Genomic DNA, 25,816 nt, shown 5'->3' on the forward strand with positions numbered 1-25,816 from the left:
GATAAGAACACTCTGGTACCAGTCTGAGCCGCGGAGCAGGCTCGGGATCATGACCGAAACCGTCACCACACCGACAGTCCGGTCCCCGGCCGTGTCTCCCTCACTCGGCGGCCTGGGACTCTTCACCGTACTGCTGGCCGCGGCCCTCCCTCTGGTCGACTTCTTCATCGTCAACGTCGCCCTGCCCACCATCGGCAGGGACCTCGCCGCGGGTGAGGCCGTCCTCGAACTCGTCGTCGCCGGGTACGGCGTCGCGTACGCCGTCCTGCTGGTCCTCGGCGGGCGGCTCGGCGACCTGTTCGGCCGGCGCCGGCTCTTTCTCGGCGGCATGGCCGCCTTCGGCCTGACCTCGCTGGCCTGCGGGCTGGCACCGGGTGCCTGGAGCCTGGTCGTGGCACGGGTCGCGCAGGGCGCCTCGGCCGCCGCGATGCTGCCGCAGGTGCTCGCCACCATCCAGGCCGCCACCACGGGCACGCGCCGCGCGAGGGCGATGAGCCTGTACGGAGCCACGGCGGGCCTGTCCATGGTGGCGGGCCAGATCCTGGGCGGGGTCCTGGTCGCCGCGGACATAGCGGGCAGCGGCTGGCGCGCGGTGTTCCTCGTCAATGTGCCGGTCGTCGTCCTCGGCCTGGTCCTCGCCGCCCGCGTCGTACCGGAGACCCGGTCGCAGCGGCCCGAGCCGGTCGACGGCCCCGGCACGGTCCTGCTCGCACTGTCCCTGCTCGCGCTTCTCGTCCCGCTCACCGAGGGCCGGGCGGCGGGCTGGCCGCTGTGGACGTGGCTGTCGCTGGCCGCGTTCCCGGTCGCGGCCGGGCTGTTCTACGCGGTGGAGCGCCGCGCGGACCGAAACGGGCGCACCCCGCTCGTCCCGCCGAGCCTGTTCGCGCAGGCGTCGCTGCGCCGGGGGCTGGTGCTGATGGTGCCGTTCTCGATCGGCTTCAGCGGCTTCATGTTCGTGATCGCGGTGGCGCTGCAGAGCGGCGCGGGCCTCGGCCCGGTCCCGGCGGGGCTGGCGCTCGCTCCGATGGCCGTGGCGTTCTTCCTCGTCTCGCTCGCCGGGCCGCGCCTGGTGGCCCGGTACGGCAGCCGTGTGGTGACCGCCGGTTCGCTGATCCAGGGGGTGGGGGTCGCGCTGATCGCGCTGGCCGCCTGGCGCGACTGGCCCGGCCTGGGCTTCGTCGAGCTGCTCCCCGGTGTCGCCGTCGCCGGTGCGGGGCAGGCGCTCCAACTGCCCGTCGTGATGCGGATCGTGCTGTCCGAGGTGCCGTCGGTCCGGGCGGGCGTCGGCAGCGGTGTGATGGTGACCACGCAGCAGTCGGCCCTGGCGCTGGGCGTGGCGACGCTGGGCACACTGTTCCTCTCCCTGGTCCCGGGGCACGGCATGCGGGACGCCCTGGTCACAACGCTGCTGGTCCAGCTGGCGGGGGTGGCCCTCACCGGTCTGCTGAGCCTGCGCCTGCCGAGAACGATCAGCTGACGCGTTGGCCACAGCTTGGCCAACTCGCCGCACAAGACCCCCTGTTGATGTTGGTCTTGCTGCACACTCCTAGCTGTTCGAGATTCACCGGACGGGGACGCTGGAGGCGTCATGCCGCAGATCAGCTCGAGCAAGGTGAGCCGCTGGGACGGACACGGGCGGGAGCACGTGGTCCTGGTGCAACGCACGGGAGTACAGCGCACGATCAGATGTGAAACGTGCGGCTGGCGCAAAGGGGCACAGTTCCTGCCCTGGCTGAAGGCCGAGGAGCATCTCGCCGAGGCGCACCAGGCCACGGTGGACCCGACGGCGGTTCAGCCGGCCCGATGAGTTCCGGCCGCGCGGAGAGTCGTACCCGGTACGACGCCCCCGCACCGGAAGGCCGGACATGACCAGCACCCTGTACGACACCCTGCGAAGGCACTTGGACGAGGGCTCGGTGCCCGGCGCCGTGGGCCTGGTCGCCCGCGGTGACGAGGTCGAGGTCGTGGCTATCGGCTCCGTGGACGCCGACGGCTCCGCCCCGATGGCCCGGGACTCGGTGTTCCGGATCGCGTCGATCACCAAGCCGGTCACCGCGGCGGCGGTGCTGATGCTGGTGGAGGACGGCCGGATCGGGCTCGACGACCCGGTGGACGCATGGCTGCCGGAGCTGTCGAAGCCGATGGTGGTCCGGACCCCGGACGGCCCCCTGGACGACCTCGTGCCGGCCGCCCGCCCGATCACGGTGGAGGATCTGCTCAGCTCGCGGGCGGGCTGGGGCTTCCCGTCCGACTTCTCGCTCCCGGCGGTGGGCGCCCTGTTCGAGGTCCAGAAGGACGGCCGCGCCCCGCAGGAGTACCCGGACCCGGACACCTGGGTGGCCGCGCTCGCCCGGGTACCGCTGCTGTACCAGCCCGGCGAGGCGTGGCTCTACCAGACGTGCTCCGACCTGCAGGGCGTCCTGGTGGCGCGGGCGTCGGGGCGTACGCTCCCGGAGTTCCTCGCGGAGCGGGTCTTCGAGCCGCTCGGCATGACGGACACGGGGTTCGAGGTCCCGGCCTCGAAGCGGCACCGCTTCACGAGCTATTACCGCCCAGGTCCCGACGAGGGCACGCTGGAGCCGGCGGACACGCCGGACGGCGACTGGAGGCGAGTGCCGGCCTTCCCGTCGGGCGGCGGAGGGCTGGCCTCGACGGCCGACGACTATCTGGCCTTCGCCCGCATGCTCCTGAACGGCGGCGAGGGCAACGGCCACCGGCTGCTGTCCCCGACCTCGGTGAGCCGCATGACGACGAACCATCTCACCGCGGCCCAGCGCGAACTGGGCGCCCTCTTCCTGGAGGGCCAGGGCTGGGGCTACGGCGGCCAGGTGGACGTCACCCCCGCCGAGCCGTGGAACGTCCCCGGCCGCTACGGCTGGGTCGGCGGCACGGGCACCACGGCCCACATCGTCCCGCCCACCGGCACGATCACGATCCTGCTGACCCAGGTGGCCATGCAGAACCCGGTCCCGCCCCCGCTGATGCGGGACTTCTGGAGGTGCACGGCGAGCGCCGCGCCGCGCTGAACGCAGCCGGCCGGAGGTTCGCGCCGGGCCCGCACTCCGGGCGGACGACGGGGATTTGACGACAGGACCTAGGCTCGCAGCCCCCGGACCAGCAGGTCCACCACCGCCGTGAACTCCTCGTCGGCTCCGGGCCGTTCCCACTCGCGTGCGTAGCCCGGGTCGTGGAAGCGGCCCGTCGCCTGGAAGACGGCGCGGGCGGTGCCGGTCGCGTCGGGGGCGGCGAAGGTGCCGGTGGTGGTGCCGTCCTGGATGATCCGGGTCAGCTGGGCGGTCAGGTCGGCGATGTGGTCGGCGACCGCCGTGACGTTCTCCTCGGCGAGCACCGTGTAGGTGCGGAAGAGTTCGGGGTCGTCGCCCGCCTTGCGCCGCTTGGCCGCGAACAGGCCGGCCAGCCAGTCCCGCAGCCGGGACTCGGGGTCCCGGTCGGCGGTGACGATGCCGGACAGCGCCTCCGACGTGCGGTCCAGCCACCGCTTGGTCACCGCCTCCCGCAGCGCGGCCTTCGTACGGAAGTGCCGGTAGACGCTGCCGTGGCTGACGCCGAGCGCGCGGGCCACGTCCACCACGGTGGCCTTCGCCGGGCCGTGGCGGCGCAGCACCTCCTCGGTCGCCTCGAGGATGCGCTCGGCGGTCAGGGTCTCGGTGCTGGGTGCCATGGCCTAGACCGTACCCGGCGCCGGTCGCACTACTTGGTCCCGAGGTGTGGCATCTGCGCGGCCGGGTAACGGTCGCCCGCCGCCGCGTCCGCCGGTACGGCCTCCTCGATCGCCCGCAGATCGGCCTCGTCCAGCGTGACGTCCAGGGCGCCCAGCGACTCGTCGAGCCGCTCCCGGGTGCGGGCGCCGATCAGCGGCACGATGTCCGCGCCGCGGGACAGGACCCAGGCGATCGCGATCTGGGCCACGCTCACGCCCTTCTGCTCGGCGATCTTGCGCAGCGCCTCGACGAGGTCGAGGTTGTGCTGGAGGTTCTCACCCTGGAAGCGGGGCGAGTGCGCCCGGAAGTCGTTCGCGGCGAGCTGCCGGTCGCGCGTGAAGTGGCCGGAGATCAGCCCCCGGGACAGGACGCCGTACGCGGTGATGCCGATGCCCAGCTCACGGGTGGTCGGCAGGATCGACTCCTCGATGCCGCGGGAGATGAGCGAGTACTCGATCTGGAGGTCCGAGATGGGCGCGGTGGCTGCGGCGCGGCGGATCGTCTCGGCGTCGACCTCGCTGAGGCCGATGTGCCGGACGTATCCCTTCTCGACCAGTTCCGCGATGGCGCCGACCGTCTCCTCGATCGGCACGTCCGGGTCGCGGCGGGCGATCCGGTAGACGTCGAGGTGGTCGACGCCCAGGCGCTGGAGGGAGTACGCGGCGAAGTTCTTCACCGCCGCCGGGCGGCCGTCGTAGCCGCTCCAGCCTCCCTCCGGGTCGCGCAGCGCGCCGAACTTCACGCTGACCAGCGCCTGTTCGCGGCGGGCCGCGGGCGCACCGCGCAGGGCCTCGCCGATCAGCATCTCGTTGTGGCCCATGGCGTAGAAGTCGCCGGTGTCGAGCAGGTTCACGCCGGCCTCCAGCGCGGCGTGGATGGTGGCGATGGCCTCACCCCGGTCCGCCTCGCCGTACAGCGCGGACATGCCCATGCAGCCGAGGCCGAGGGCGGAGACCTGGGGGCCGGTGGTTCCGAGGGTTCGGGTCTTCGTCGTCATGCATCCACCATGGCATGACAGATGACAGATTTCAATATCTGTCATCTGTCAGGCGATCGCTCGCGGGGTGCGTTTTGGTCCAGACCTATTGACGAGAGGTCTGGACCACGAGCACTGTCATGCCTACGACACCTCACCGCACCCCCACCGGGAGGCTCCGTATGCTGCGCCGCACGCTGCGCCTGTTCGCCGCCGCGCTGACCACGGCCGTCCTTGTCCCACTCTCGATGGCCGCCGCCCCCACCGCGTCCGCGGCCGACACCTGCGCGGTCAAGTCCCGCCCCGCGGGCAAGGTCCTCCAGGGCTACTGGGAGAACTGGGACGGCTCCGCCAACGGCGTCCACCCGCCCTTCGGCTGGACCCCCATCACCGACTCCCGCATCGCCACCCACGGTTACAACGTGATCAACGCGGCCTTCCCGGTCATCCGCTCCGACGGCACCGCGCTGTGGGAGGACGGCATGGACACCGGCGTGAAGGTGGCCACCCCCGCCGAGATGTGCGCGGCCAAGGCGTCCGGCCGGACGATCCTGCTGTCCATCGGCGGCGCTGCGGCCGGTATCGACCTCAGTTCGTCGGCGGTCGCGGACCGGTTCGTGGCGACGATCGTCCCGATCCTGAAGAAGTACAACTTCGACGGCATCGACATCGACATCGAGACGGGCCTCGTGGGCAGCGGCAGCATCGGCCGGCTCTCCACGTCACAGGCCAACCTGATCCGCATCATCGACGGGGTGCTGGCCCGGATGCCGGCCGGCTTCGGCCTGACGATGGCCCCGGAGACGGCGTACGTCACCGGCGGGAGCATCACCTACGGCTCGATCTGGGGCGCTTACCTGCCCGTCATCAAGAAGTACGCGGACAACGGCCGCCTGTGGTGGCTCAACATGCAGTACTACAACGGCAGCATGTACGGCTGCTCCGGCGACTCCTACCCGGCGGGCACGGTGGCCGGCTTCACCGCGCAGACCGACTGTCTCGACAAGGGGCTGGTCGTGCAGGGTACGACCATCAAGGTGCCGTACGACAAGCAGGTGCCCGGCCTGCCCGCGCAGCCGGGCGCGGGCGGCGGCTACCTGTCCCCCAGTCTGGTCTCCCAGGCCTGGCGCCACTACGGCACCTCGCTCAAGGGCCTGATGACCTGGTCCATCAACTGGGACGGCTCGAGGAACTGGACCTTCGGCGACAACGTCAAGGCGCTGCAGGGCCGTTGAGGCTCATGAGTCTCAACGGGCGGTGAGGGCGAGCTTCGCCCCCAGCGCCACGAACGACCCCGCGAAGCTCCGCCGCAGCCACGTCATCACCCTCGGCCGTGAGGTGACGTGGCTGCGCACGGAGGCGGCGAGGACGCCGTACGCGGCGAAGACGACGAACATCGCCAGCATGAAGACACCGCTCAGCCCCAGCATCCGGACGACCGCGTGCGGCTCGTCCGGGCTGACGAACTGGGGCAGGAACGCGAAGAAGAAGATCGTCAGCTTGGGGTTGAGAAGGTTGACCAGAACGCCCCTGACGATCACCTGGGTCGCCGGGACGGGGGCGGTGTCCCCCTCGACGACGAGCGCGTCCTTGTCCCGGGCCGTGGCCCATGCCATGTGGAGGAGGTAGGCCACACCGGCGTACTTGAGGATCTGGAAGGCGGCGGCACTGGCGTTCAGCAGCGCGGCCACACCGGTCACGGTGGCGACCACGTGCGGCACGATGCCGAGCGTGCAGGCGAAGGCCGCGACGACGCTCGCGCGGCGGCCGCGGGAGAGCCCGGCGGCGAGCGTGTAGACAACACCGGTACCGGGGGTGGCCACGACGACGAGGGTGGTCAGCAGGAAGGCGATGCTCATGCCGGCCAGACTGGAGCCCGCGCGGCCCGGGTTACAGGGCCAATACGGGGGCGGTATGGGGGACCACATGACGAACGCCGGACGGGCTGATCGACTCAGCGCGTCCGGCGTTCGGCTCAGCAGGTCCTAGCAGCCCAGCAGGCGCCCGGCGAGGTAGCCCTCGATCTGGTCCAGCGACACGCGCTCCTGCTTCATCGAGTCACGCTCACGCACGGTCACGGCGTTGTCCTCGAGCGTGTCGAAGTCGACGGTGACGCAGTACGGCGTACCGATCTCGTCCTGACGGCGGTAGCGGCGGCCGATGGCACCCGCGTCGTCGAACTCGATGTTCCAGTGCTGGCGCAGCGCCTGGGCCAGGCCCTTGGCCTTCGGGGACAGCTCGGGGTTGCGGGACAGCGGGAGCACCGCGACCTTCACCGGGGCCAGACGGTGGTCGAGGCGCAGCACCGTGCGCTTCTCCATCTTGCCCTTGGCGTTCGGCGCCTCGTCCTCGACGTAGGCGTCGAGCAGGAACGCCAGCATCGCGCGGCCGACACCGGCCGCGGGCTCGATGACGTACGGCGTCCAGCGCTCGCCGGCCTCCTGGTCGAAGTAGGAGAGGTCCTGGCCGGAGGCCTTGGCGTGGGCGCCGAGGTCGTAGTCGGTGCGGTTGGCGACACCCTCGAGCTCGCCCCACTCGTTGCCGCCGAAGTTGAAGCGGTACTCGATGTCGGCGGTGCGCTTGGAGTAGTGGGAGAGCTTCTCCTGCGGGTGCTCGTACCAGCGCATGTTCTCCTCACGGAGACCCAGGCCGGTGTACCAGTTCCAGCGCTGCTCCATCCAGTACTCCTGCCACTTCTCGTCCTCGCCCGGCTTGACGAAGAACTCCATCTCCATCTGCTCGAACTCGCGGGTGCGGAAGATGAAGTTGCCGGGCGTGATCTCGTTGCGGAAGGACTTGCCCATCTGGGCGATGCCGAACGGGGGCTTGCGGCGCGAGGTGGTCTGCACCTGGGCGAAGTTGGTGAAGATGCCCTGGGCGGTCTCGGGACGCAGGTAGGCGATGGAGCCGGAGTCCTGCGTCGGGCCGAGGTGGGTGGAGAGGAGACCCGAGAACTGCTTGGGCTCGGTGAACTGGCCCTTGTTGCCGCAGTTCGGGCAGTTCACGTCCGCCAGGCCGTTCTCCGGGAGGCGGTTGTGCTTGGCCTCGTACGCCTCCTCCAGGTGGTCCGCGCGGAACCGCTTGTGGCAGGAGGTGCACTCGGTCAGCGGGTCCGTGAAGGTGGCGACATGGCCGGAGGCGACCCAGACCTCGGGGGCCAGGATGACGGACGAGTCGATACCGACCACGTCCTCGCGCGACGTCACCATGTAGCGCCACCACTGGCGCTTCAGGTTCTCCTTGAGCTCGACACCCAGCGGCCCGTAGTCCCAGGCGGCGCGCTGACCGCCGTAGATCTCACTGCAGGGGAATACGAAGCCACGGCGCTTGCTCAGGCTGACGATGGTGTCGATCTTGTCGGCGGCCACGGTGCTCTCTTCATTACGACGACGGGCGACGAAGCGAGATGCTTCAGAGCGAATGCTTCAGGTTACCGGCGAGGGCTCCCCCTCAACCAAATCGGTCTCCCCTATGAGCATCCCGCCAGGCTTGTTGACAACGGTTTCCATCTTCGTTGAAAATGACTGTCATGAACGTACGACGACGTCCCATATCCGCGGCCGCGGCGACCGCGGTCACCGCCCTCGGGATCGGCACCTTGTCCGGCTGCTCCGGCGACACCGCCGCAGCGGCCCAGACGAGCAGGTTCGACGTCGTCGCGTCGTTCTACCCGATGGCCTTCCTCGCCGAGCAGATCGGCGGAAGCCACGTCCACGTCACCAGTCTGACCTCTCCGGGGCAGGAACCGCACGACCTGGAGCTCAGCACCAAGCAGATGATCCAGCTCCAGGAGTCCGACGCGGTCCTCTACCTCAGGAACCTCCAGCCCGCCGTCGACGACGCGGTCGCACAGTCCGAGATCAAGACGAAGATCGACGCGGCCTCCCTGACCACGCTGGAGGAGCACGGCAACGAGGTCGGCGGCCACGCGGTCGCGCACGACACCAGCGAGAACTCCGAGGAGTCCGGCAAGGACCCGCACATCTGGCTGGACCCGGTGAAGTACGCCGAGGTCGCCCACGGGGTCGGCGCGGCCTTCGAGAAGGCGGACCCGGACCACGCGGCCGACTACCGGAAGAACACCGCGGCGCTGGTCAAGAAGCTCGACGAGCTGAACACGCGGTTCAAGGACGGCCTGGCGAACACGAAGACCAAGGTCTTCCTCACCACCCACGCCGCCTTCGGCTACCTCGCCGAGCGCTACGGCCTCACCGAGGAGGCCGTCAACGGCCTGGACCCGGAGTCGGAGCCCAGCGCCGCCCGCGTCAAGGACCTTGAGAAGATGGCGCGGGCCGACGGGGTCACGACCGTGTTCTACGAGACGCTCGTCAGCGACGAGACAGCGAAGACCATCGCCCGGGACACGAACCTGAAGACGAATGTCCTCGACCCGATCGAGGGCATCACGAAGAAGTCCCGCGGCAAGGACTACTTCGCGGCCCAGGAGGCCAACCTCAAGGCCCTGCGGACCGCCCTGGGGGCGAAGTGACCGGCACGGAGGACGACACCATGGGCGAGCCCGTCATAACGATGCGCCGCGTGACCGCCGAACTGGGGTCGCGCCCCGTCCTGCGCGGCATCGACCTCACCGTGCACCGCGGCGAGGTCGTCGCGCTGCTCGGCGCGAACGGCTCCGGCAAGTCGACCGCGATCCGCAGCCTCATCGGCCAGGTGCCGGTCGGCGGCGAGATCGAGCTGTTCGGCACCCCGCGCCGGAGCTTTCGCGACTGGGCGCGCGTCGGATACGTACCGCAGCGCACCACGGCCGCGGGCGGGGTCCCGGCGACCGTGACCGAGATCGTCTCCGCGGGCCGGCTGTCCCGCACCCGCTTCGGGCTGTTCCGCAAGGCCGACCACGAGGCCGTACGGCGGGCCCTGGAGCTGGTCGGCATGGCGGACCGGGCCAAGGACTCGGTGAACGCGCTCTCCGGCGGCCAGCACCAACGTGTGCTGATCGCCCGCGCCCTGGTCGCCGAGCCCGAGCTGCTGATCATGGACGAGCCCATGGCCGGCGTCGACCTGGCCAGCCAGGAGGTGCTCGCGCGGACGCTCGAGGAACAGGTGGCGCAGGGCACGACGGTCCTGCTCGTCCTGCACGAACTGGGCCCGCTGGAGCCCCTGATCGACCGGGCGGTCGTCCTGCGCGACGGCTGCGTCCTGCACGACGGACCGCCGCCGCGCGCGGTCGGCCAGCACGCCCTGCCCGGCCACGACCACGTACACCCGCACGCACCGGCGGGCACCGAACCGATCCGCACGGGACTGCTGAGCTGATGGACTTCCTGAACTACGCCTTCATGCAGCGGGCGCTGCTCGCCGCCGTCCTGGTCGGCATCACCGCCCCCGCCGTCGGCATCTACCTGGTCCAGCGCCGCCAGGCCCTGATGGGCGACGGCATCGGGCACGTGGCGATGACAGGCGTCGGCCTCGGCTTCCTGCTGTCCACGTCCCCCGTGTGGATGGCGACGGCGGTCGCCGTGCTCGGCTCGGTGCTGATGGAGCTGATCCGCTGGTACGGCAGGACACGCGGCGACATCGCCCTCGCGATGCTCTTCTACGGCGGCATGGCCGGCGGCGTGATGCTCATCAACGTCGCCGGCGGCTCCAACGCGAACCTGACGTCGTATCTCTTCGGCTCGCTCGCCACGGTGTCGCAGTCCGACGTGACCGCGATCTGTGTGCTGGCCGCCTTCGTGCTGCTGGTGACGCTCGGCCTGCGCCGTCAACTGTTCGCGGTGAGCCAGGACGAGGAGTTCGCGCGGGTGACCGGACTGCCGGTGCGCGCCCTGAACCTGCTGACGGCGGTCACGGCGGCGGTGACCGTGACGGTCGCGATGCGAGTGGTCGGCCTGCTCCTGGTGTCCGCGCTGATGGTGGTCCCGGTGGCGGCGGCGCAGCAGCTCAGCCGGAGCTTCACCGCCACGTTCGCGATCGCCGTCGCCATCGGGGTGACCGTCACCATCAGCGGCACGATCACCTCGTACTACCAGTACGTGCCGCCCGGCGCGACGATCGTTCTGCTGACCATCGCCGCGTTCCTGGTGCTGACGGCACTGGCCACTCCGCTGGCCCGGCGCCGCGCCCGTGCGGCCGCGGTGGGCCGGCCTGCCGGGGACCCCGCGGAGTGCTCGATTCCGGCCACACGCGAGGCTGCCGACGAGGTCGGAGTCTGACTGCGCGCATGCCGGGCTGGCACAATGGCCCGGCAGACGCAGATGCGAGCCGCGAACGAGCCATGCATAGGAGGCAACCGGTGACGACCGCTGGACCGCCCGTGAAGGGCCGTGCGACCCGCCAGCGGGCAGCCGTGGCGGCGGCCCTGGACGAGGTCGACGAGTTCCGCAGCGCGCAGGAGCTCCACGACATGCTCAAGCACAAGGGCGACTCGGTCGGCCTGACCACGGTCTACCGCACCCTCCAGTCCCTCGCCGACGCCGGTGAGGTCGACGTCCTGCGCACCTCCGACGGCGAGTCCGTCTACCGCCGCTGCTCCAGCGGCGAACACCACCACCACCTCGTCTGCCGCACCTGCGGCAAGGCGGTCGAGGTCGAGGGCCCCGCGGTGGAGAAGTGGGCCGAGGCCATCGCCGCGGAGCACGGGTACGTCAATGTGGCGCACACGGTGGAGATCTTCGGCACCTGCGCGGAGTGCGCCGCGGGTTGAGCCGCTTGTCGACGGGCCGGCTGCGGTGACCGTGGACCTGGGGGCTGCCGCCCCCAGACCCCGCATCGGCCTGGTCAGCCGCGGCCGAAGCAGCGTTCCAGTTCGTCCAGGTCGTAGAACTTGCTGCCCTTGGAGATCGGGTGGCAGGCCGCCTTGAAGGGTGTCTCCTTCTCGTTGTAGAGCATGCGGACCAGGTAGCGGCCGTTCTTCTCGTAGACGTCCCACTGGATGTTGGAGCCGAGGGGGGCGACGTCCGCGCCCCGCCAGGGGTTGTCCGCGTAGGTGTACGGCTCCTCCGGTGTCACCGGCTCCGTGCTGCCGGGCAGGCCCATCAGGGCTGCGAGCGGGATGATCTCCTCGGCATGGGTGAAGCGGAGTTCGGCGCCGAGGCCGCTGGTGCCGGCCCGCTTGGCCTCGACCTGCTTGAAGAGGTCGTCGAGCAGGACGCCGGCCATCTTGTAGGTGATGTCGCTGTCGGCGAAGCCGGGACCCTTCTCGTAGAAGTCCTCGGTGTCGCCGAGGTAGCCGAACCAGGCCGCGTCGTGGTGCGAGATGTAGCGGTCCATGCCCCAGCCCTCGCCGTCGGGGCTCTCCTCGCTCATCGCGGGGGCGATGGCGTAGAGGTTGTAGACGGCCTGGGCGGCGGTGACCTGGTCGGTGATCTGCTCGACGAAGGCGTCCTTGAAGATCCGCCGCAGTACGCTGCGGGCGGCCTCGTGCGTGCGGGGCTGGTCGATGATGCTCTTCAGGGTGCCCGCCAGCCGCTGGTCGTTCGCGATGTAGTCGCGGTACGCGGCACCGCCCGCCGCCTTGTGGAAGTACAGCAGGTCCTTGTCGGTGCGGGTCGGACCGATCAGCGGCTTCAGGGCCGGGTCGGTCTCGGCGAGGGCACCGGTGTACTGGTTGGCGCTGTCGACGGCCCGGCCCTGCCCGGAGCTGACGACGTCGATCTTCTCGCCGTCCCGCACCATCCGCGCGAACAGCGCCGGCAGCCGCTGCTGCATCCGCCGGGCGGTCGACTGCATCTCCTGCTTGCCGCGGCCGCTGAGGTTGCCGTACCCCACCTTCGCCATCGCGTCGAGCAGCGCCCGCACCTTCGGGCCGAACTCCTCGCCGCTGCGGGTGAGTTGACCCTCCGCCTCGGCCTTGTCCCACAGGGCGAGGAGGAGGTCCCCGTCCTCGCTGTCGGTGGCCGCGCGCGACCCGTGCCGGGAGACGTTCTCCGTGAAGACGGGCGTGAATCCGGCGGGCGGCCGCTGGTAGGTACGCGGGTTCTGCCCGGGGGCGTACGGCGCCTTGGTGCCGTAACCGTCGTAGTGCGCGGGCTGGTCCGCGGCCTGCGCGGGCAGCGCCGCGACCAGCAGGGCGCACAGTGCGAGGGCGGGGCTGAGGCGTCTCATGGGCGGATCGTCGACGATCTCCGTGAACCCCCGGTGGCTACGAAGTGGACTTGCCCTCCATCGCCAGCAGTTCCTCGTTGGGGATCGCTCCGCCGAACCGCCGGTCCCGGGAGGCGAATTCGATGCAGGCCCGCCACAGGTCGCGCCGGTCGAAGTCGGGCCACAGCACGTCCTGGAAGACCATCTCGGCGTAGGCGCTCTGCCAGATCAGGTAGTTGGAGGTGCGCTGCTCGCCGCTCGGCCGCAGGAACATGTCCACGTCCGGCATGTCCGGGTAGTACATGTACTTCTGGAGGGTCTTCTCGTTGACCTTGGACGGGTCGAGGCGGCCCGCCTTCACGTCCTCGGCCATCGCCTGCGCGGCGTCGGCGATCTCGGCGCGGCCGCCGTAGTTCATGCAGAAGTACAGAGTGAGCAGATCGTTGCCCTTGGTCTGCTCCTGGGCCACCTGGAGCTCCTTGGCGACCGACTTCCACAGCTTGGGCATGCGGCCCACCCAGCGCACCCGGATGCCGAGTTCGTCGAGCTGGTCGCGGGTCTTGCGGATGAAGTCGCGGTTGAAGTTCATCAGGAAGCGCACCTCGTCGGGCGAGCGCTTCCAGTTCTCGGTGGAGAAGGCATAGAGGGAGATGTTGCGGACGCCGATCTCGATCGAGCCCTGGAGGACGTCCAGGACCCGCTCGGCGCCGACCTTGTGTCCCTCGGTGCGCGGCAGCCCGCGCTCCTTGGCCCAGCGGCCGTTCCCGTCCATGACGATCGCCACGTGGTTCGGGACGAGCTCGCCGGGGAGCTTCGGCGCGCGGGCGCCGGACGGGTGCGGCTCCGGCGCCCTGTACTCGCGGCGCTGGCGTCCCAGGATCCCGCGTACGACCATGTGCTTCTCGTCTCCCTCGTGCTTCTCGGCCTACTTCTCGACGTATCTGAGCGAGCGCAGTCCGCGCTCCAGATGCCAGTGCAGGTAGGCGGACACCAGCCCGCTCCCCTCCCGGACGTACCGCGGCTCGCATGCGTCCGCGGTCTCCCAGTCTCCCGTAAGCAGCGCGCCGAGGAGGACGAGGGTCTGCGGCGAGGGTACGACGCTGCCGGGCACCCGGCAGTCGACGCAGACGCTGCCCCCGGAGGCGACCGAGAAGAAACGGTTCGGTCCGGGCATTCCGCACTTCGCGCAGTCGCCGAAGCTGGGCGCGTAGCCGTTGACGGCGAGGGAACGCAGCAGGAAGGCGTCGAGGACGAGGTGCGGGGCGTGCTCGCCGCGGGCGAGGGTGCGCAGCGCGCCGACGAGCAGCAGGTACTGCTGCACGGCCGGTTCGCCCTCGTGGTCGGTGAACCGCTCGGCGGTCTCCAGCATGGCGGTTCCGGCGGTGTAGCGCGCGTAGTCGGTCACGATCCCGCCGCCGTACGGAGCGATGGTCTCGCTCTGGGTGCACAGCGGCAGCCCGCGCCCGACGAGCTCACTGCCCCGGGCGAAGAACTGCACGTCGACATGGGAGAAGGGTTCGAGCCGGGCCCCGAACTTGGACTTGGTCCGCCGTACCCCCCGGGCCACGGCCCGGACGCGGCCGTGACCGCGGGTGAGCAGGGTGATGATGCGGTCCGCTTCGCCGAGCTTCTGGGTCCGCAGGACGATGCCGTCGTCCCGGAAGAGACTCATCGCGCGCCCCCACGGGTCCGGTGGGACCGCGGCATGATCCGGTCCGCCCCACCCGGTCTCCGGGTGCGCAGCACGATGCCGTCGTCGCGGAACAGACTCATGCGTCCATTCTCGCGTACGGAGTCAGCGGGCGTGGTCGGGGTGACGAATGGCATCCCAGGGGGCGAGGTTCCAGGGGCTGGCCCGGTTCGCCGGGTCGAGCAGGGACCGCAGGTGCGCGTCGGCGGTGGCCTGGGGTGCGGGAAAGCCGGCGTCCTCGGTGCCCCGCAGCCCGTCGCGCCACACCTTGCGCCCCAGCAGGTAGTGATCGGCGTACTCCGGCCATGAGGCGTACGTCCCCGCCACCGGCGGCACGATGCTCTTCAGCGCGGTCCAGGCCTCGTGCTCCGTGATCATCCCGCAGGCGAAGCCCCGGCGGGCGATGTCGACGTACAGGGCGGCGTCCCACGCCAGCGGCGCCACGCCGAGGAGCTGTTGGGCGCGGGCCCGGTAGCCGGTGCGCGCCAGCCCGCCGAGCCGGCCGACGAGCTGCTCGCGCGAGGTGATCTCCCACTGGTCGGCCAGCCAGCGCCGGGCGCTGTCGTCGTCGATCCGCGTGAACGGGTACAGGGTGGTCCGGGAGGCACTGCGGTCGCGGCTCACCGGCGCGCTCAGCGACACCATCCACAGCTGGTGCATCGTGAGCGGGACGGGGTAGCGCCGCTCGGCCTTCGGTTTCCTCCACTCTCGCAGTCTCGTCAGCGCCATGAGCCCGCACCCTACGTCAGGACACCTCGCCCCGGCTGCGCGCGTTGGCGTAGGCCGTGGCCGCGCTCAGCCGCTCGGCCGGGGTGGCCCGGCGGACGGCCTCCGGCCTCGCGTCCCACTCGCGCCCGCCGCCGTAGGGCCGCAGCTGCACATACGGCCCCTCGTGACCCATCACGATGCCCAGCTTTCCGGTGTGGGTGTCGACGGCGTGGCAGCCGGGCGGGAGCTTCATCACGTTCACGTTCACGTTCACCTCGGTCCCCTCCTGCCACGACTTTCACGCTTCGCCTCCCTCCAGTGGCTCTGTGTCACTAAACTCCGCGCCCCCCCCCGCGGGGCTTCCGGTCCGCCCGGAGCGGGCCGGTTTCACCGGGGCCGCGGACGCCGCCCCCGCACCCGGGCAACCGAATCCGCCGGACGGGTGGTCTGGAGGGCGAGGGGGGTGACTGATGCAGGCCGAACAAGAGGCCCAGTTCCAGGAATTCGTCAGAGCGCGGTGGTCCCATCTGGTGCGGACCGCCTATCTGCTCACCGGCGACCGGCATCACGCCGAGGACCTGACGCAGACCGCTCTGGCGAAGGCGTACCGGTCCTGGCGGCGCGTCTCACGGACCGACCATCCGGAGGCGTACGTGCGGCGGATGCTGGTCAGCTGCAACAGCGACCGGTTCCGCAAGCGGCGGGTGACCGAGTCGCTGACCGCGGCGCTGCCGGAGTTCGCCGGGCCGGACGACGCCGTGTCGCGGGCCGACGAGCGCGGCACGCTGCTGGCGGCGCTCGCCGGACTGCCGCCCAGGCAGCGGGCGGTGGTGGTGCTGCGCTACTGGGAGGACCTGTCCGAGTCGGAGGTGGCCGAGGTGCTCGGCTGCTCCGCGGGCACGGTCAAGAGCCAGGCGTCCAAGGGCCTGGCGAAGTTGCGAACGTTTCCGGGGCTCGCCCGGGCGGTGGACGGCCCCGCCCACAGCCGTGCGGCGGCCGGGCAGGGAGGCAGCAGATGAACGAGGAGCGGCAGGGTGCGGGAACCGAGTTGGACTTCGAAGCCCAGGTCCGCGGGCTGATGGTCGAGGACGCGTATCTGATCCGGCCCTCGCCGGTGCCGTACCCCGAGATCCGGCGGCGGGGCGTGATCGAGCGCCGGCGGCGCGTGGCGGTGGCCGGAGCGGTGCTGATGACGCTCGCGGCGGTGCCGGTGGGCGCGTACGCGGTGAACGGGGGTGACGCCGCCCCGTCTCCCGCCGCGCCCAAGCCGTCGGTCGAGTCCACGCAGAGCCCGAAGCCGAAACCGACGGGGCCGGCGCGACCCGCCTCCGCGAGCCAGCTGATGGACGGGATCACCTTCGAGCAGGCCGCGGACGGGCTGACGAAGTGCATCGACCACAACCGGGCCGGCAAGCCCAAGCGGACGAACGGCCATGTGTCGCTCTACACCGAGCTGGGGAAGCCGTCCGACTACCGGATCATCCTGGCGATGCGCGCGACCGGCGACTCCAACGCGCCCGGCGACGGCAGGTACGTCGTCGCGGTGAGCGGGGGGCCGCAGGACACCCGGCTGATCTGCACCGTCAAGGACGGCAGCGCGCAGGGGCTCAACATCAGCACCGGCATCGGCACCGACACCGCCGCCCCCGTCACGGTCGACGACAACAGCGGCAAGCTCTACCAGCAGTCCTTTCTCGACAAGGGCCACTGGAAGCTGCCGTTCCGCTGGGGGCTCGTCGGCAACGTCCGCCCGTCGGTGGCAAAGCTGACGGTGTCCTACGGCGACAGCACCGCCGAGGCCGCCCTCGACCACGGCTGGTACGCCGCCGGCGGGCTGCTGCACCAGCAGGTCACCAAGGCCCCGCGCGTCAAGGGATACGACGCCGACGGCAGGCTGGTCTACGACTCCGACCACGACAAGACCTACGCGAAGGAACTGCCGTAGGCCCGTCCGGTCTCATTCCGCCCCGCGTGACTCCTGGGCCGCCTGTGCCTCTATGCCGCGGAAGTGGACCGCCATCGCATGCTGCGCGCCCTCTACATCGCGGGCGCGCAGCGCGGTGACGATGTCGCGGTGGCGGCGGACGGTGACATCCGGGGCGGGGTCGGCGGTCCATCCGCGGGCGCGCGCCACCCGCCGGAACACCGTCCAGAAGGCGCCGAGGAGCTGCGGCACGAGGGCGTTGCCGAGCGAGGCGTAGAGCAACTCGTGGAACTCACGGTCGAATTCGGCCAACGAGTGCCCGGCGCGGCCGGCCGCCTCCATCCGGGTCACCACCGACTCCAGCCGGTCCAGCTCCGCCTCGGTCAGGGTGGCCGCGATCTGCCGGACCAGCCCCACCTCCAGCACCTCCCGGATCTGGAGGATCTCGGCCAGCGCGCTCTCGTCGTCGTCCTGCCGGGTCAGCGTGCGGAAGGTCAGGCCGTCGGCCAACGGGGTGAGAGAGGCCTGGCCGACATACGTGCCGTAGCCGTGCCGGATCTCGACGATGTCGAGGGCCTGGAGCGCCTTGAGCGCCTCGCGGACGGAGTTGCGGCTGACGCCGAGGGCCTCCATCAGCTCCGCCTCGGTGGGCAGGGGGGCACCCGACCGGAGCTTCCGGTCGAGGATCAGCTGCACGACCGCGCGCTGTATCCGGCTGTTCCTGGGTTCCCCGGCAGCCATGCGCCGCATGGTACGCGCACCGGACGTCCTACGTCCCATGTCTTGGGTCCACCTGCGCCAACTCCCGCCATTTCACTGTGCCATTGGTCCAACCTCTGGCGGCTACGCCATTCGTGTGCGATCCCTTGACCGCCCCCACGGGCACTCCTATGGTCACGCTGACCGACAGGACGTAGGACGTCGTATCTCCCCCCATCCACCAGACCCTCTTCGCTGGAGGAACCGTGCGCGACGACGTGACCCACGACGTGCCGGCACTGCATCGCCGGTCGTTCCTGAAGTACTCCGGCGCGCTGGGCGCGGCCGCCGCGCTGTCCTCCTCGCTGGCGGCCTGCTCGTCCGGGCCGGAGTCCACGAACGACACCGGCGGCTCAGGCGGCGGCAAGGACCGCGCACTGACCGCGGTGATCGGCTACGGGAACGACGGCAGCTGGGACCCGACCCAGACGGCGTCCGCATTCGCCATGGCCGGCAACAACCACATCTACGAGGGCCTGCTCGACACCGACCCGATCTCCCGTGAGCCGTACGCGGCGCTGGCGACCCGGGTACCGGCCGACCTCAAGGCCACCACGTGGCGGTTCACCCTGCGGGCGGGCGCCAAGTTCCACGACGGCAAGCCGGTCACCGCCGACGACGTCGTCTTCGTCTTCGACCGGATCCTCGACCCGAAGACGCAGACCCTCGCCAAGGGGTTCTTCGCGAGCTGGCTGAAGGAAGTGCGGAAGGTCGACGCGCAGACCGTCGACCTGGTGCTCAAGTTCCCCTTCCCGGAAGGGGTCTCCCGGCTCACGCTCGCCAAGATCATGCCCAAGCACGTCTTCTCGCAGCCGGGTGCCTGGGACGACGCGATCAAGGGCAAGGCGGTCGGGTCGGGTCCATACCGGCAGACCGCGCACCACCCGAAGTCCAACACCACCTTCGAGGCGTTCGCCGACTACAACGGCCCGCGCAAGCCCGCCTTCAAACGGATGAACTGGCTGACCATCGTGGACGCCGCGCCCCGGGTGGCGAAGATCTCCGGGGCCGGCGCGGGCGCGCAGATCGCCGACAACATCCCGTACGCCAACATCTCGCGGCTGGAGAGCGGCGGGCTGTCGGTCGCGGGCGGGGCGGGGATGAACAACCTGTTCCTGATGTTCAACACCAAGCACAAGCCCTTCGACGACGTTCGGGTCCGGCAGGCACTGCACTACGCGATCGACACCGGGAAGATGGTCGAGGTCGCGCTGAAGGGCCACGGAAAGCCGTCCTCGTCCTTCCTCAACGAGGGCAACCCCTCCTACCGGCGCGCGAAGACCGTCTACGACTACGACCCCGACAAGGCGAAGGCCCTGCTGAAGGCGGCCGGGGTGAAGAACCTGAAGATCGAGATCCTGGCGGTGAACGTCAGCTGGATCGTCGACTGCCTGCCGACCGTCAAGTCGTCCTGGGACGCGATCGGGGTCGAGACGACGCTGTCGCCGCAGGAGACCACGGCCGTCTTCACCAAGATGGACCAGAAGCAGGACTACCAGGTCGTCGCCGCCGCGTCGAACCCCAACCAGTTCGGCCTCGACGCGGACCTGATCATGCACTACAACTACGGCCCGCAGAACCTCTGGATGGGCTACGCCCGCTGGGCCGACAACTCCGTCGCCAAGCAGCTCTTCAAGGACATGGACCGGGCCACCCAGGAGCCGGACGCCGAGAAGAAGAAGGCGATGATCCAGGACTACATCGACATCGTCGCCGAGCAGGCCGTGCTCTATCCGGTCGTGCACAACGAGCTGATGACCGCCTGGGACCCGAAGAAGCTGACGGGGATAAGGGCACAGCCGTACCCCGGGATCAACCTCCTCCAGGCCAAGTGGGTCTGACGCGGTGTTCACCGTCCTTCGCATTCTGCTCCGCCGTGTCGCCCTGCTGGTGCCGCTGATGCTGGGCATCGTGCTGTTCGTGTTCCTGGTGATGCGGTTCTCGGACGTCGACCCGGCGTCCGCGTTCTTCCAGGGCGCCAACCCGACGCCCGGGCAACTGCACGACTTCCGGGAGCGGAACGGGCTGCTCGATCCGCTCCCGGTGCGTTACGTCCACTTCGTCGGCGACCTGCTCCACGGCGACATGGGCACCAGCGCCCTCACCCGGGCACCGGTCCTCGACCAGGTCACCACCGCGCTGCCGCTCACCCTCCAGCTCACCTTCCTGGGGCTCGGCATCGCGGTGGTGCTGTCGCTGCTCGGCGGGGTCACGGCGGCGATCTACCGGGACCGGCTGCCCGACCAGATCATCCGGGTCGTGTCCCTGACCGGGGTCGCCGCGCCGGGCTTCTGGCTGGCGCTGCTGATGATCCAGTACCTGGCGGTGGACCAGGGCTGGTTCCCCACCGGCGGCTACATCAATCCCGCCGACTCCTTCACCGGCTGGCTGAAGACGATGACTCTGCCGGCGTTCGCGCTGTCGCTGCCGGTGGCCGCCCAGCTGACCCGGATCGTGCGGACCTCCGTGGTGGAGGAGCTGGACAAGGACTACGTACGGACCGCGATCGGCGGCGGGCTGCCGCCACGGGTGGTGGTGGGGCGCAACGTGCTGCGCAACGCCCTGATCAATCCGCTGACCGTGCTCGGTCTGCGCGTCGGCTATCTGCTGGGCGGCGCGGTGGTCATCGAGACGATCTTCTCGCTGCCCGGGATGGGCAAGCTGATGATCGACGCGGTGCAGAACGGCGACCCGGCGGTCGTCCAGGGTGTCGTGCTGACCACGGCGACCGGTTTCGTCGTCGTCAACCTCGTCATCGACATCCTCTATCTCCTGGTCAACCCGCGACTGAGGGACGCGACCTGATGTTCACGCGCGAAGACCTCACCCGGGCCCTGTCCCGGCCCGGCGTCCGGCTGCGCGGCCGGCGCCGGCTGTCCCCGCTGTCCCGGGCCGCCGTCTGCTTCGTGGCCGTGGTGGTGCTGACGGCCCTGCTCGCGCCCGTTCTCGCCCCGGACGACCCGCTCGACCAGCAGCCGCCGGTCGACGGCACCGGGCACCCGTCCGCCGAGCACTGGATGGGGCAGGACAGCCTGGGCCGGGACATCCTCAGCCGGCTGATGTACGGCGCCCGCTGGTCCCTCGCCATCGGTCTCGGCGCGACCGCGCTCGCCCTGGTCGTGGGTGCGGTCGTCGGGGCGGTGGCCGCCACCTCCCGCAAGGGCGTGGACGAGACGCTGATGCGCTGTCTGGACGTGGTGATGGCGTTCCCCGGCATCGCCCTGGCCGCCGTGCTCGTCGCCGTCTTCGGCGGCGGCATCACCGTGCTGATCTGCGCGATCGCGTTCCTGTTCACCCCGCCGGTGGCCCGGGTCGTGCGGGCCAACGTCCTCGATCAGTACGGCGAGGACTACGTCACGGCGGAACGCGTGATAGGTGCCCGCACCCCGCACATCGTGCTGCGGCACGTGGCCGTCAACTGCGCCGCGCCCGTCCTGGTGTTCTGCACGGTCCAGGTCGCCGAGGCCATCGTCTTCGAGGCGTCGCTGTCCTTCATCGGCGCGGGCGTACGGCCGCCGGACCCGTCCTGGGGCAGCGTCATCGCGGACGGCAAGAACATGGTGCTCACCGGCGGCTGGTGGGCGACCGTCTTCCCCGGGCTGCTGATGCTGGTCACCGTCCTGTCGCTGAACGTCCTGTCCGAGGGCGTCTCGGACGCGTGGGCGGCCCCGGCGGCCCGGGACGTGGCCGCGCGCAAGGACGACGACCCGGTCGAGGCGCCGGAGCCGGGCAGCGGCGAGGTGCCGCAGCTGCCCGGCCTGACCGAGGCCGCCCGGCGGCTGCGCTCGCGGGCCCGGCCCCTGCCCGACCTCGGCGCGCTGCCGGTGCTCGCGGTGGAGAACCTCGCCATCGGCTTCGACGGGCGCCACGGGGGCGTGGACATCGTCGACGGCATCAGCTTCGAGGTGCGGCCCGGCGAAGTGCTGGGGCTGGTGGGCGAGTCGGGCTGCGGCAAGTCGCTGACCGCGCTCACCGTCATGGGACTGCAGCCCGGGGACGCCCGGGTCGGCGGCCAGATCCGCTTCGGCGGGCGGGACCTGCTCGCCGAGCCGATGCGGGTACGGCGCAGACTCCTCGGCCACGAGATGGCGATGGTCTACCAGGACGCGCTGTCGTCCCTGAACCCGGCGATGACCATCCGCGCCCAGCTGGGGCAGCTCGTACGGCGCGGCGGCCGGCGCTCCCCCGCGGAGCTGCTGACGCTGGTCGGCCTCGATCCCGAACGCACCCTGCGCAGCTACCCGCACGAGCTCTCCGGCGGACAGCGCCAGCGCGTCCTGATCGCCATGGCGCTGTCCCGCGACCCGAAGCTGATCGTCGCCGACGAGCCCACGACCGCGCTGGACGTGACCGTGCAGGCGCAGATCATGGAGCTGCTGTTGCGGCTGCGGGCCGAGCTGGGCTTCGCGCTGATCCTGGTCTCGCACGACCTGGCGCTGGTCGCCGACGTCACCGACCGGGTGGTGGTGATGTACGGCGGGCAGATCGTGGAGACGGGCGTGACCGCCGACCTGGTCGCGGCACCGGCCCACCACTACACACGGGGGCTGCTCGGCAGCGTGCTGTCCCTGGAGTCGGCGGCCGAGCGGATGACCCAGATCCGGGGTGTCGTCCCGTCCCCGGCCGACTTCCCGGCCGGCTGCCGGTTCGCGGACCGCTGTCCACGGGCGAGCGAGGTGTGCCGTACGACCGCCCCCGACCTGCTCGGCCCGCCCACCCACACGGCGGCCTGCCACCACCCGGCGGTCGACCTGGTGACGACGGAGAGCGAGGCCGTCACGTGAACGCGGTCGTGGAGCTGTCGGACGCCCATGTCGTCCACAAGGCGCGCAGCGGCGGTCTGTTCACCCGGGACCGGGTGTACGCGCTCACCGGCGCCGATCTCGCGGTCGCGCCCGGTGAGACGGTCGGTGTGGTCGGCGAGTCCGGCTGCGGCAAGTCGACGCTGGCGAAGGTGCTGGTGGGCGTGGAGCGGCCGGTGTCCGGGACGGTGTCGTTCAAGGGCCGTGACCTGTGGTCCATGCCGCCCGCGGAGCGCCGGGCCGCCGCCGGTGCCGGCACCGGAATGATCTTCCAGGACCCGTCGACGGCCCTCAACCGCCGGCTGCCGGTACGGCGGATCCTGCGCGACCCACTGGACGTCCACGACCGCGGGACGAGGAAGGAACGCGAGGAGCGGGTGCGGGAGCTGATGGCTCTCGTCGGCCTTCCCCGCGCGCTCCCCGACGCGCTGCCCGGCCAGCTCTCCGGCGGCCAGCGCCAGCGCGTCGCCATCGCCCGCGCGCTGGCCCTCGACCCCGACCTGGTGATCGCGGACGAGCCGACGAGCGCGCTCGACGTGTCCGTGCGGGCGCAGATCCTCAACCTCCTGCTCGATCTGAAGGATCGCCTGGGACTCGCCCTGGTGTTCGTCTCGCACGACATCCAGACCGTACGCCGGATGAGCGACCGGGTGATCACCATGTACCTGGGCCGGATCGTCGAGGAGTGCCCGGCCGGTCAGGTCACCGACCAGGCCCGGCACCCGTACACCCGCGCCCTGTTCTCCGCCACGCCCGGCCTGCTCGACCCGATCGACCCGATCCCGCTGACCGGCCCGGTGCCGTCGGCGACCCGCCCGCCGAGCGGCTGCCCGTTCCGCACCCGCTGCTGGAAGGCGGACGAGGTGTGCGCTTCGGTCATGCCGGACTTTTCGGCCGCGTCGCGCCCGGGACATCGCTACCGGTGTCACCATCCTGTGGAGGAGGACCAGTCGACCCGCGACCTCGTGCGCCAGAGTCTTCCCAGGGAGCCTTGATGACCTTCCCCGCCCCGCTGACCGGTGTCGTACCGCCCGTCTGCACCCCCCTGACACCGGACGGCGAGGTGGACGTCCCCTCGCTCCTCAGACTCGTCGACCACCTGGTGGAGGGCGGGGTGCACGGCCTTTTCCTGCTCGGCTCGACCTCGGAGGCCGCGTATCTGACCGACCTGCAGCGCATGCTGGTGATGGAGGCGGTCGTGGGTCATCTCGGCGGTCAGCTGCCGGTGCTGGCCGGGGCGATCGACATGACCACGCCCCGGGTGCTGGACAACGTCCGGGGCGCCACCGCGGCGGGCGCCCAGGCGGTCGTCGTCACCGCGCCCTTCTACACCCGCACCCATCCGGCGGAGATCGCCCGCCACTACCGCCGGGTCGCGGCGGTCAGCAGCGTCCCGGTCATCGCCTACGACATCCCGGTCGCCGTGCACACCAAGCTGCCCGCCGAGCTGATCCTGGAACTCGCCGCCGACGGGGTGCTGGCGGGCCTGAAGGACTCCAGCGGTGACCTGGGCGCCTTCCGCCAGGTCGTCACCGGCGCCCGGAACCTCACCGACACCACCGGCTTCAGCGTGCTCACCGGCTCGGAGCTCGTCGTCGACGCGGCCCTCGCGCTGGGCGCCGACGGGGCCGTGCCGGGCCTCGCCAACGTCGACCCGCACGGCTACGTCCGCCTCTACCGGCTGTGCCGGTCGGAAGACTGGGACGGGGCGCGGGCCGAACAGGACCGGCTGTGCGCCCTGTTCGGCATGGTGCGCGTCGGCGACCCGGCCCGGATGGGCGGCAGCTCGTCGGCGCTCGGCGCGTTCAAGGCGGCGCTCCGTCTGAGGGGCGTCATCGACTGCCCGGCGACGGCCGAGCCGCAGATCCCGCTGTCCGCGGAGGAGGTCGAGCGGGTGGGGAAGTACCTGGCGGGCGCCGGGCTCCTCTAGGTCCTGTCGTCAAATCCCCGCCTGCGCGGCGATTTGACGACAGGACCTGGCAGGGGCTCACCAGAAGTCGCGGGCGGGCAGCCGTCGGAACTCGATCGTGTCGTACGTTCCCGTCACCCCCGTCTCGTACAGGATGCCCACCGTCTCGGGGTCCACCTGGACGAGGTCGGAGTAGGCGGCCTTCTGCGCGGACAGCGTCAGCACCTTGGCGAAGGTCTCCCCGCCGTCGGTGCTGCGCCACAGGGCCATCTCCCGGCGGGCCGTGGGCACGGACGGGCCGGAGAACAGCAGCGGGGCCTTCGGGCCCCGGAGCTGGAGGACGGAGGCCTCGACGACGGGGACGTCGTTCAGGGTGGGCTGGGCGGCGTAGGGGCGGTCCAGGGTCTCGGCGCCGTCGCTGGAGTAGGTGTCGAGGCGGTTGCCGGGGCCGGTGCCGTTCTGGTCACGGGAACCGAAGTACAGCCTGCCGTCCGGGAGCTGGGCGGCCGTGCTCTCGTTGGAGTTCTCCACGCCGTCGTAGGAGTCGTCGACGAAGCCCAGCCGCCAGGTGCGGCCGCCGTCGTCGCTGTAGATCGCGTGGCCGCCGTAGTACTTGGCCTCCTGGCCGGTGTCGGGAGAGCCGGCGGGCGGGGCCGCCGAGTGGTTGGCCGGGACGACCAGGCGCCCTCGGTACGGGCCCCGGGTGAGCGCGACGGCGTGCCCCGGGCCGGTCGCGTACCAGCGCCAGTCCTCCGGCTTCACCCCGGCCGTGATGTCCCGCGGGGGCGTGAACCGGCGGCCGTCGTCCGAACTGCGCTGGACGAACACCCGGCGGCTCTGTTCCGGGGTGACCTCGCCGCGCATGATCTGCGCCTCGGTCACGGCACCGCTGTTGTAGGAGGTGACCAGCACGACCGCACCGGTGCGCGGGTCGACCACCGGCGCCGGGTTGCCCCGGGTGTTCCCGTCCCCGGCGGCGACCACCCGCAGCGGGCCCCAGGTGCAGCCGCCGTCGGTGGAGCGCCTCAGGACGACATCGATGTCACCGGTGTCGCCCGCACTGTTGTGTCTGCCCTCGGCGAAGGCGAGGAGGGTGCCCTTTCTGGTGGTGACGGCGGCGGGGATCCGATAGGTGTCGTAACCGCCCTCCCCGGAGACGTACGGCACCGAGGAGGCACATCCCTCACCGGCATGGGCGGCCTGTGTGACGGCGAGCGGAGCGAGGAGAACGGCGGTGGCGAGGAGGGTGCGGCTCAGGAGTGTCATCCCTCTCCCTTACGGAG

Annotated in this window: 26 protein-coding genes; 15 read left to right on the forward strand and 11 right to left on the reverse strand. The window is 70.9% G+C overall.

Annotation, left to right across the window (positions count from 1 at the left end):
* Positions 1 to 49 precede the first annotated feature (49 nt).
* The 3 genes from Q8A52_RS31160 to Q8A52_RS31170 all read left to right on the forward strand — a co-directional run bounded on the left by Q8A52_RS31160 (position 50) and on the right by Q8A52_RS31170 (position 3,026).
* Positions 50 to 1,477, forward strand: coding sequence for an MFS transporter (locus Q8A52_RS31160; protein ID WP_316757484.1), 1,428 nt, complete (start codon positions 50 to 52; stop codon positions 1,475 to 1,477).
* 111 nt (positions 1,478 to 1,588) lie between these two features.
* On the forward strand, positions 1,589 to 1,807 hold the full coding sequence (locus tag Q8A52_RS31165; protein WP_316757487.1) for a hypothetical protein: 219 nt from the start codon (positions 1,589 to 1,591) through the stop codon (positions 1,805 to 1,807).
* 58 nt (positions 1,808 to 1,865) lie between these two features.
* Entirely contained in the window at positions 1,866 to 3,026 is a 1,161-nt protein-coding gene (locus Q8A52_RS31170) for a serine hydrolase domain-containing protein (RefSeq protein WP_316757488.1), read from the forward strand.
* Positions 3,027 to 3,094: 68 nt separating this feature from the next.
* On the opposite strand, the gene Q8A52_RS31175 is transcribed toward Q8A52_RS31170, so the two are convergent.
* Complete coding sequence (locus tag Q8A52_RS31175) at positions 3,095 to 3,682, reverse strand: TetR family transcriptional regulator (RefSeq protein WP_316757490.1); 588 nt, start codon at positions 3,680 to 3,682, stop codon at positions 3,095 to 3,097.
* Between the two features lie 29 nt (positions 3,683 to 3,711).
* Positions 3,712 to 4,719, reverse strand: a complete 1,008-nt coding sequence (locus Q8A52_RS31180) for an aldo/keto reductase (RefSeq protein WP_316757492.1) — start codon at positions 4,717 to 4,719, stop codon at positions 3,712 to 3,714.
* 161 nt (positions 4,720 to 4,880) lie between these two features.
* On the opposite strand from Q8A52_RS31180, the gene Q8A52_RS31185 reads away from it, so the two are divergent.
* Positions 4,881 to 5,933, forward strand: a complete 1,053-nt coding sequence (locus tag Q8A52_RS31185; protein WP_316757495.1) for a chitinase — start codon at positions 4,881 to 4,883, stop codon at positions 5,931 to 5,933.
* A 12-nt stretch (positions 5,934 to 5,945) separates the two neighbouring features.
* On the opposite strand, the gene Q8A52_RS31190 is transcribed toward Q8A52_RS31185, so the two are convergent.
* Both Q8A52_RS31190 and Q8A52_RS31195 read right to left on the reverse strand, forming a co-directional pair.
* Positions 5,946 to 6,557 (reverse strand): LysE family translocator, encoded by a 612-nt coding sequence (locus tag Q8A52_RS31190; RefSeq protein ID WP_316757497.1) that lies wholly within the window; start codon positions 6,555 to 6,557, stop codon positions 5,946 to 5,948.
* Positions 6,558 to 6,683: 126 nt separating this feature from the next.
* On the reverse strand, positions 6,684 to 8,066 hold the full coding sequence (locus Q8A52_RS31195; protein WP_316757499.1) for a glycine--tRNA ligase: 1,383 nt from the start codon (positions 8,064 to 8,066) through the stop codon (positions 6,684 to 6,686).
* Positions 8,067 to 8,227: 161 nt separating this feature from the next.
* Between Q8A52_RS31195 and Q8A52_RS31200 the strand changes: the two genes are divergently transcribed.
* The 4 genes from Q8A52_RS31200 to Q8A52_RS31215 all read left to right on the forward strand — a co-directional run bounded on the left by Q8A52_RS31200 (position 8,228) and on the right by Q8A52_RS31215 (position 11,362).
* Positions 8,228 to 9,187 (forward strand): metal ABC transporter substrate-binding protein, encoded by a 960-nt coding sequence (locus Q8A52_RS31200; protein WP_316757500.1) that lies wholly within the window; start codon positions 8,228 to 8,230, stop codon positions 9,185 to 9,187.
* 20 nt (positions 9,188 to 9,207) lie between these two features.
* Positions 9,208 to 9,972: a metal ABC transporter ATP-binding protein gene (locus tag Q8A52_RS31205; protein WP_316757684.1), complete on the forward strand. Its 765-nt coding sequence runs from the start codon at positions 9,208 to 9,210 to the stop codon at positions 9,970 to 9,972.
* Complete coding sequence (locus Q8A52_RS31210; protein WP_316757503.1) at positions 9,972 to 10,871, forward strand: metal ABC transporter permease; 900 nt, start codon at positions 9,972 to 9,974, stop codon at positions 10,869 to 10,871. Before Q8A52_RS31205 ends, Q8A52_RS31210 begins: the two co-directional genes overlap by 1 nt.
* 80 nt (positions 10,872 to 10,951) lie before the next feature.
* Positions 10,952 to 11,362 (forward strand): Fur family transcriptional regulator, encoded by a 411-nt coding sequence (locus tag Q8A52_RS31215; protein WP_316757505.1) that lies wholly within the window; start codon positions 10,952 to 10,954, stop codon positions 11,360 to 11,362.
* Between the two features lie 74 nt (positions 11,363 to 11,436).
* Here the strand turns inward: Q8A52_RS31215 and Q8A52_RS31220 are convergent, their stop codons facing one another.
* The 5 genes from Q8A52_RS31220 to Q8A52_RS31240 all read right to left on the reverse strand — a co-directional run bounded on the left by Q8A52_RS31220 (position 11,437) and on the right by Q8A52_RS31240 (position 15,392).
* Positions 11,437 to 12,762, reverse strand: a complete 1,326-nt coding sequence (locus tag Q8A52_RS31220; protein ID WP_316757507.1) for a histidine-type phosphatase — start codon at positions 12,760 to 12,762, stop codon at positions 11,437 to 11,439.
* Between the two features lie 37 nt (positions 12,763 to 12,799).
* Positions 12,800 to 13,636 (reverse strand): isoprenyl transferase, encoded by an 837-nt coding sequence (locus tag Q8A52_RS31225; RefSeq protein ID WP_316757509.1) that lies wholly within the window; start codon positions 13,634 to 13,636, stop codon positions 12,800 to 12,802.
* 30 nt (positions 13,637 to 13,666) lie between these two features.
* On the reverse strand, positions 13,667 to 14,413 hold the full coding sequence (gene recO / locus Q8A52_RS31230) for a DNA repair protein RecO (protein ID WP_316757511.1): 747 nt from the start codon (positions 14,411 to 14,413) through the stop codon (positions 13,667 to 13,669).
* 123 nt (positions 14,414 to 14,536) lie between these two features.
* On the reverse strand, positions 14,537 to 15,160 hold the full coding sequence (locus Q8A52_RS31235) for a DUF1266 domain-containing protein (protein ID WP_316757513.1): 624 nt from the start codon (positions 15,158 to 15,160) through the stop codon (positions 14,537 to 14,539).
* Between the two features lie 16 nt (positions 15,161 to 15,176).
* Positions 15,177 to 15,392, reverse strand: a complete 216-nt coding sequence (locus tag Q8A52_RS31240; protein WP_316757686.1) for a hypothetical protein — start codon at positions 15,390 to 15,392, stop codon at positions 15,177 to 15,179.
* A 217-nt stretch (positions 15,393 to 15,609) separates the two neighbouring features.
* Between Q8A52_RS31240 and Q8A52_RS31245 the strand changes: the two genes are divergently transcribed.
* Together Q8A52_RS31245 and Q8A52_RS31250 are read left to right on the forward strand one after the other, a co-directional pair.
* The gene (locus tag Q8A52_RS31245; protein WP_316757515.1) at positions 15,610 to 16,158 is read left to right on the forward strand and encodes a SigE family RNA polymerase sigma factor; all 549 of its coding nucleotides are present in this window, start codon (positions 15,610 to 15,612) and stop codon (positions 16,156 to 16,158) included.
* Positions 16,155 to 17,084: a hypothetical protein gene (locus Q8A52_RS31250; protein ID WP_316757517.1), complete on the forward strand. Its 930-nt coding sequence runs from the start codon at positions 16,155 to 16,157 to the stop codon at positions 17,082 to 17,084. The genes Q8A52_RS31245 and Q8A52_RS31250 overlap by 4 nt, the downstream gene beginning before the upstream one ends.
* Positions 17,085 to 17,096: 12 nt before the next feature.
* Here Q8A52_RS31250 and Q8A52_RS31255 read toward each other — a convergent pair whose 3' ends face one another.
* On the reverse strand, positions 17,097 to 17,813 hold the full coding sequence (locus tag Q8A52_RS31255) for a FadR/GntR family transcriptional regulator (RefSeq protein WP_316757519.1): 717 nt from the start codon (positions 17,811 to 17,813) through the stop codon (positions 17,097 to 17,099).
* Positions 17,814 to 18,028: 215 nt separating this feature from the next.
* On the opposite strand from Q8A52_RS31255, the gene Q8A52_RS31260 reads away from it, so the two are divergent.
* The 5 genes from Q8A52_RS31260 to Q8A52_RS31280 are packed head-to-tail and all read left to right on the forward strand — an operon-like array spanning position 18,029 to position 24,554.
* Positions 18,029 to 19,663, forward strand: coding sequence for an ABC transporter substrate-binding protein (locus Q8A52_RS31260; protein ID WP_316757521.1), 1,635 nt, complete (start codon positions 18,029 to 18,031; stop codon positions 19,661 to 19,663).
* Positions 19,664 to 19,667: 4 nt separating this feature from the next.
* Entirely contained in the window at positions 19,668 to 20,627 is a 960-nt protein-coding gene (locus Q8A52_RS31265; protein WP_316757523.1) for an ABC transporter permease, read from the forward strand.
* Complete coding sequence (locus tag Q8A52_RS31270) at positions 20,627 to 22,606, forward strand: dipeptide/oligopeptide/nickel ABC transporter permease/ATP-binding protein (RefSeq protein WP_316757525.1); 1,980 nt, start codon at positions 20,627 to 20,629, stop codon at positions 22,604 to 22,606. The genes Q8A52_RS31265 and Q8A52_RS31270 overlap by 1 nt, the downstream gene beginning before the upstream one ends.
* Positions 22,603 to 23,619, forward strand: coding sequence for an ABC transporter ATP-binding protein (locus Q8A52_RS31275; protein WP_316757528.1), 1,017 nt, complete (start codon positions 22,603 to 22,605; stop codon positions 23,617 to 23,619). Before Q8A52_RS31270 ends, Q8A52_RS31275 begins: the two co-directional genes overlap by 4 nt.
* Positions 23,619 to 24,554 carry a dihydrodipicolinate synthase family protein gene (locus Q8A52_RS31280; protein WP_316757530.1) on the forward strand — a complete coding sequence of 312 codons (936 nt, stop codon included), beginning with the start codon at positions 23,619 to 23,621 and terminating at the stop codon, positions 24,552 to 24,554. The genes Q8A52_RS31275 and Q8A52_RS31280 overlap by 1 nt, the downstream gene beginning before the upstream one ends.
* A 57-nt stretch (positions 24,555 to 24,611) precedes the next feature.
* Here the strand turns inward: Q8A52_RS31280 and Q8A52_RS31285 are convergent, their stop codons facing one another.
* Entirely contained in the window at positions 24,612 to 25,799 is a 1,188-nt protein-coding gene (locus Q8A52_RS31285; RefSeq protein WP_316757531.1) for a sialidase family protein, read from the reverse strand.
* Between the last annotated feature and the right edge of the window lie 17 nt (positions 25,800 to 25,816).

It is taken from the genome of Streptomyces herbicida (genome assembly GCF_032656585.1).
Classification (GTDB): Bacteria; Actinomycetota; Actinomycetes; order Streptomycetales; family Streptomycetaceae; genus Streptomyces; species Streptomyces herbicida.

Coding starts and splice junctions, on each gene's coding strand:
- Q8A52_RS31160 (WP_316757484.1), top strand. CDS start 50: ATGACCGAAACCGTCACCACACCGACAGTCCGGTCCCCGGCCGTGTCT.
- Q8A52_RS31165 (WP_316757487.1), top strand. CDS start 1,589: ATGCCGCAGATCAGCTCGAGCAAGGTGAGCCGCTGGGACGGACACGGG.
- Q8A52_RS31170 (WP_316757488.1), top strand. CDS start 1,866: ATGACCAGCACCCTGTACGACACCCTGCGAAGGCACTTGGACGAGGGC.
- Q8A52_RS31175 (WP_316757490.1), bottom strand. CDS start 3,682: ATGGCACCCAGCACCGAGACCCTGACCGCCGAGCGCATCCTCGAGGCG.
- Q8A52_RS31180 (WP_316757492.1), bottom strand. CDS start 4,719: ATGACGACGAAGACCCGAACCCTCGGAACCACCGGCCCCCAGGTCTCC.
- Q8A52_RS31185 (WP_316757495.1), top strand. CDS start 4,881: ATGCTGCGCCGCACGCTGCGCCTGTTCGCCGCCGCGCTGACCACGGCC.
- Q8A52_RS31190 (WP_316757497.1), bottom strand. CDS start 6,557: ATGAGCATCGCCTTCCTGCTGACCACCCTCGTCGTCGTGGCCACCCCC.
- Q8A52_RS31200 (WP_316757500.1), top strand. CDS start 8,228: ATGAACGTACGACGACGTCCCATATCCGCGGCCGCGGCGACCGCGGTC.
- Q8A52_RS31205 (WP_316757684.1), top strand. CDS start 9,208: ATGGGCGAGCCCGTCATAACGATGCGCCGCGTGACCGCCGAACTGGGG.
- Q8A52_RS31210 (WP_316757503.1), top strand. CDS start 9,972: ATGGACTTCCTGAACTACGCCTTCATGCAGCGGGCGCTGCTCGCCGCC.
- Q8A52_RS31220 (WP_316757507.1), bottom strand. CDS start 12,762: ATGAGACGCCTCAGCCCCGCCCTCGCACTGTGCGCCCTGCTGGTCGCG.
- Q8A52_RS31225 (WP_316757509.1), bottom strand. CDS start 13,636: ATGGTCGTACGCGGGATCCTGGGACGCCAGCGCCGCGAGTACAGGGCG.
- recO (WP_316757511.1), bottom strand. CDS start 14,413: ATGAGTCTCTTCCGGGACGACGGCATCGTCCTGCGGACCCAGAAGCTC.
- Q8A52_RS31235 (WP_316757513.1), bottom strand. CDS start 15,160: ATGGCGCTGACGAGACTGCGAGAGTGGAGGAAACCGAAGGCCGAGCGG.
- Q8A52_RS31240 (WP_316757686.1), bottom strand. CDS start 15,392: ATGAAGCTCCCGCCCGGCTGCCACGCCGTCGACACCCACACCGGAAAG.
- Q8A52_RS31245 (WP_316757515.1), top strand. CDS start 15,610: ATGCAGGCCGAACAAGAGGCCCAGTTCCAGGAATTCGTCAGAGCGCGG.
- Q8A52_RS31250 (WP_316757517.1), top strand. CDS start 16,155: ATGAACGAGGAGCGGCAGGGTGCGGGAACCGAGTTGGACTTCGAAGCC.
- Q8A52_RS31255 (WP_316757519.1), bottom strand. CDS start 17,813: ATGCGGCGCATGGCTGCCGGGGAACCCAGGAACAGCCGGATACAGCGC.
- Q8A52_RS31270 (WP_316757525.1), top strand. CDS start 20,627: ATGTTCACGCGCGAAGACCTCACCCGGGCCCTGTCCCGGCCCGGCGTC.
- Q8A52_RS31280 (WP_316757530.1), top strand. CDS start 23,619: ATGACCTTCCCCGCCCCGCTGACCGGTGTCGTACCGCCCGTCTGCACC.
- Q8A52_RS31285 (WP_316757531.1), bottom strand. CDS start 25,799: ATGACACTCCTGAGCCGCACCCTCCTCGCCACCGCCGTTCTCCTCGCT.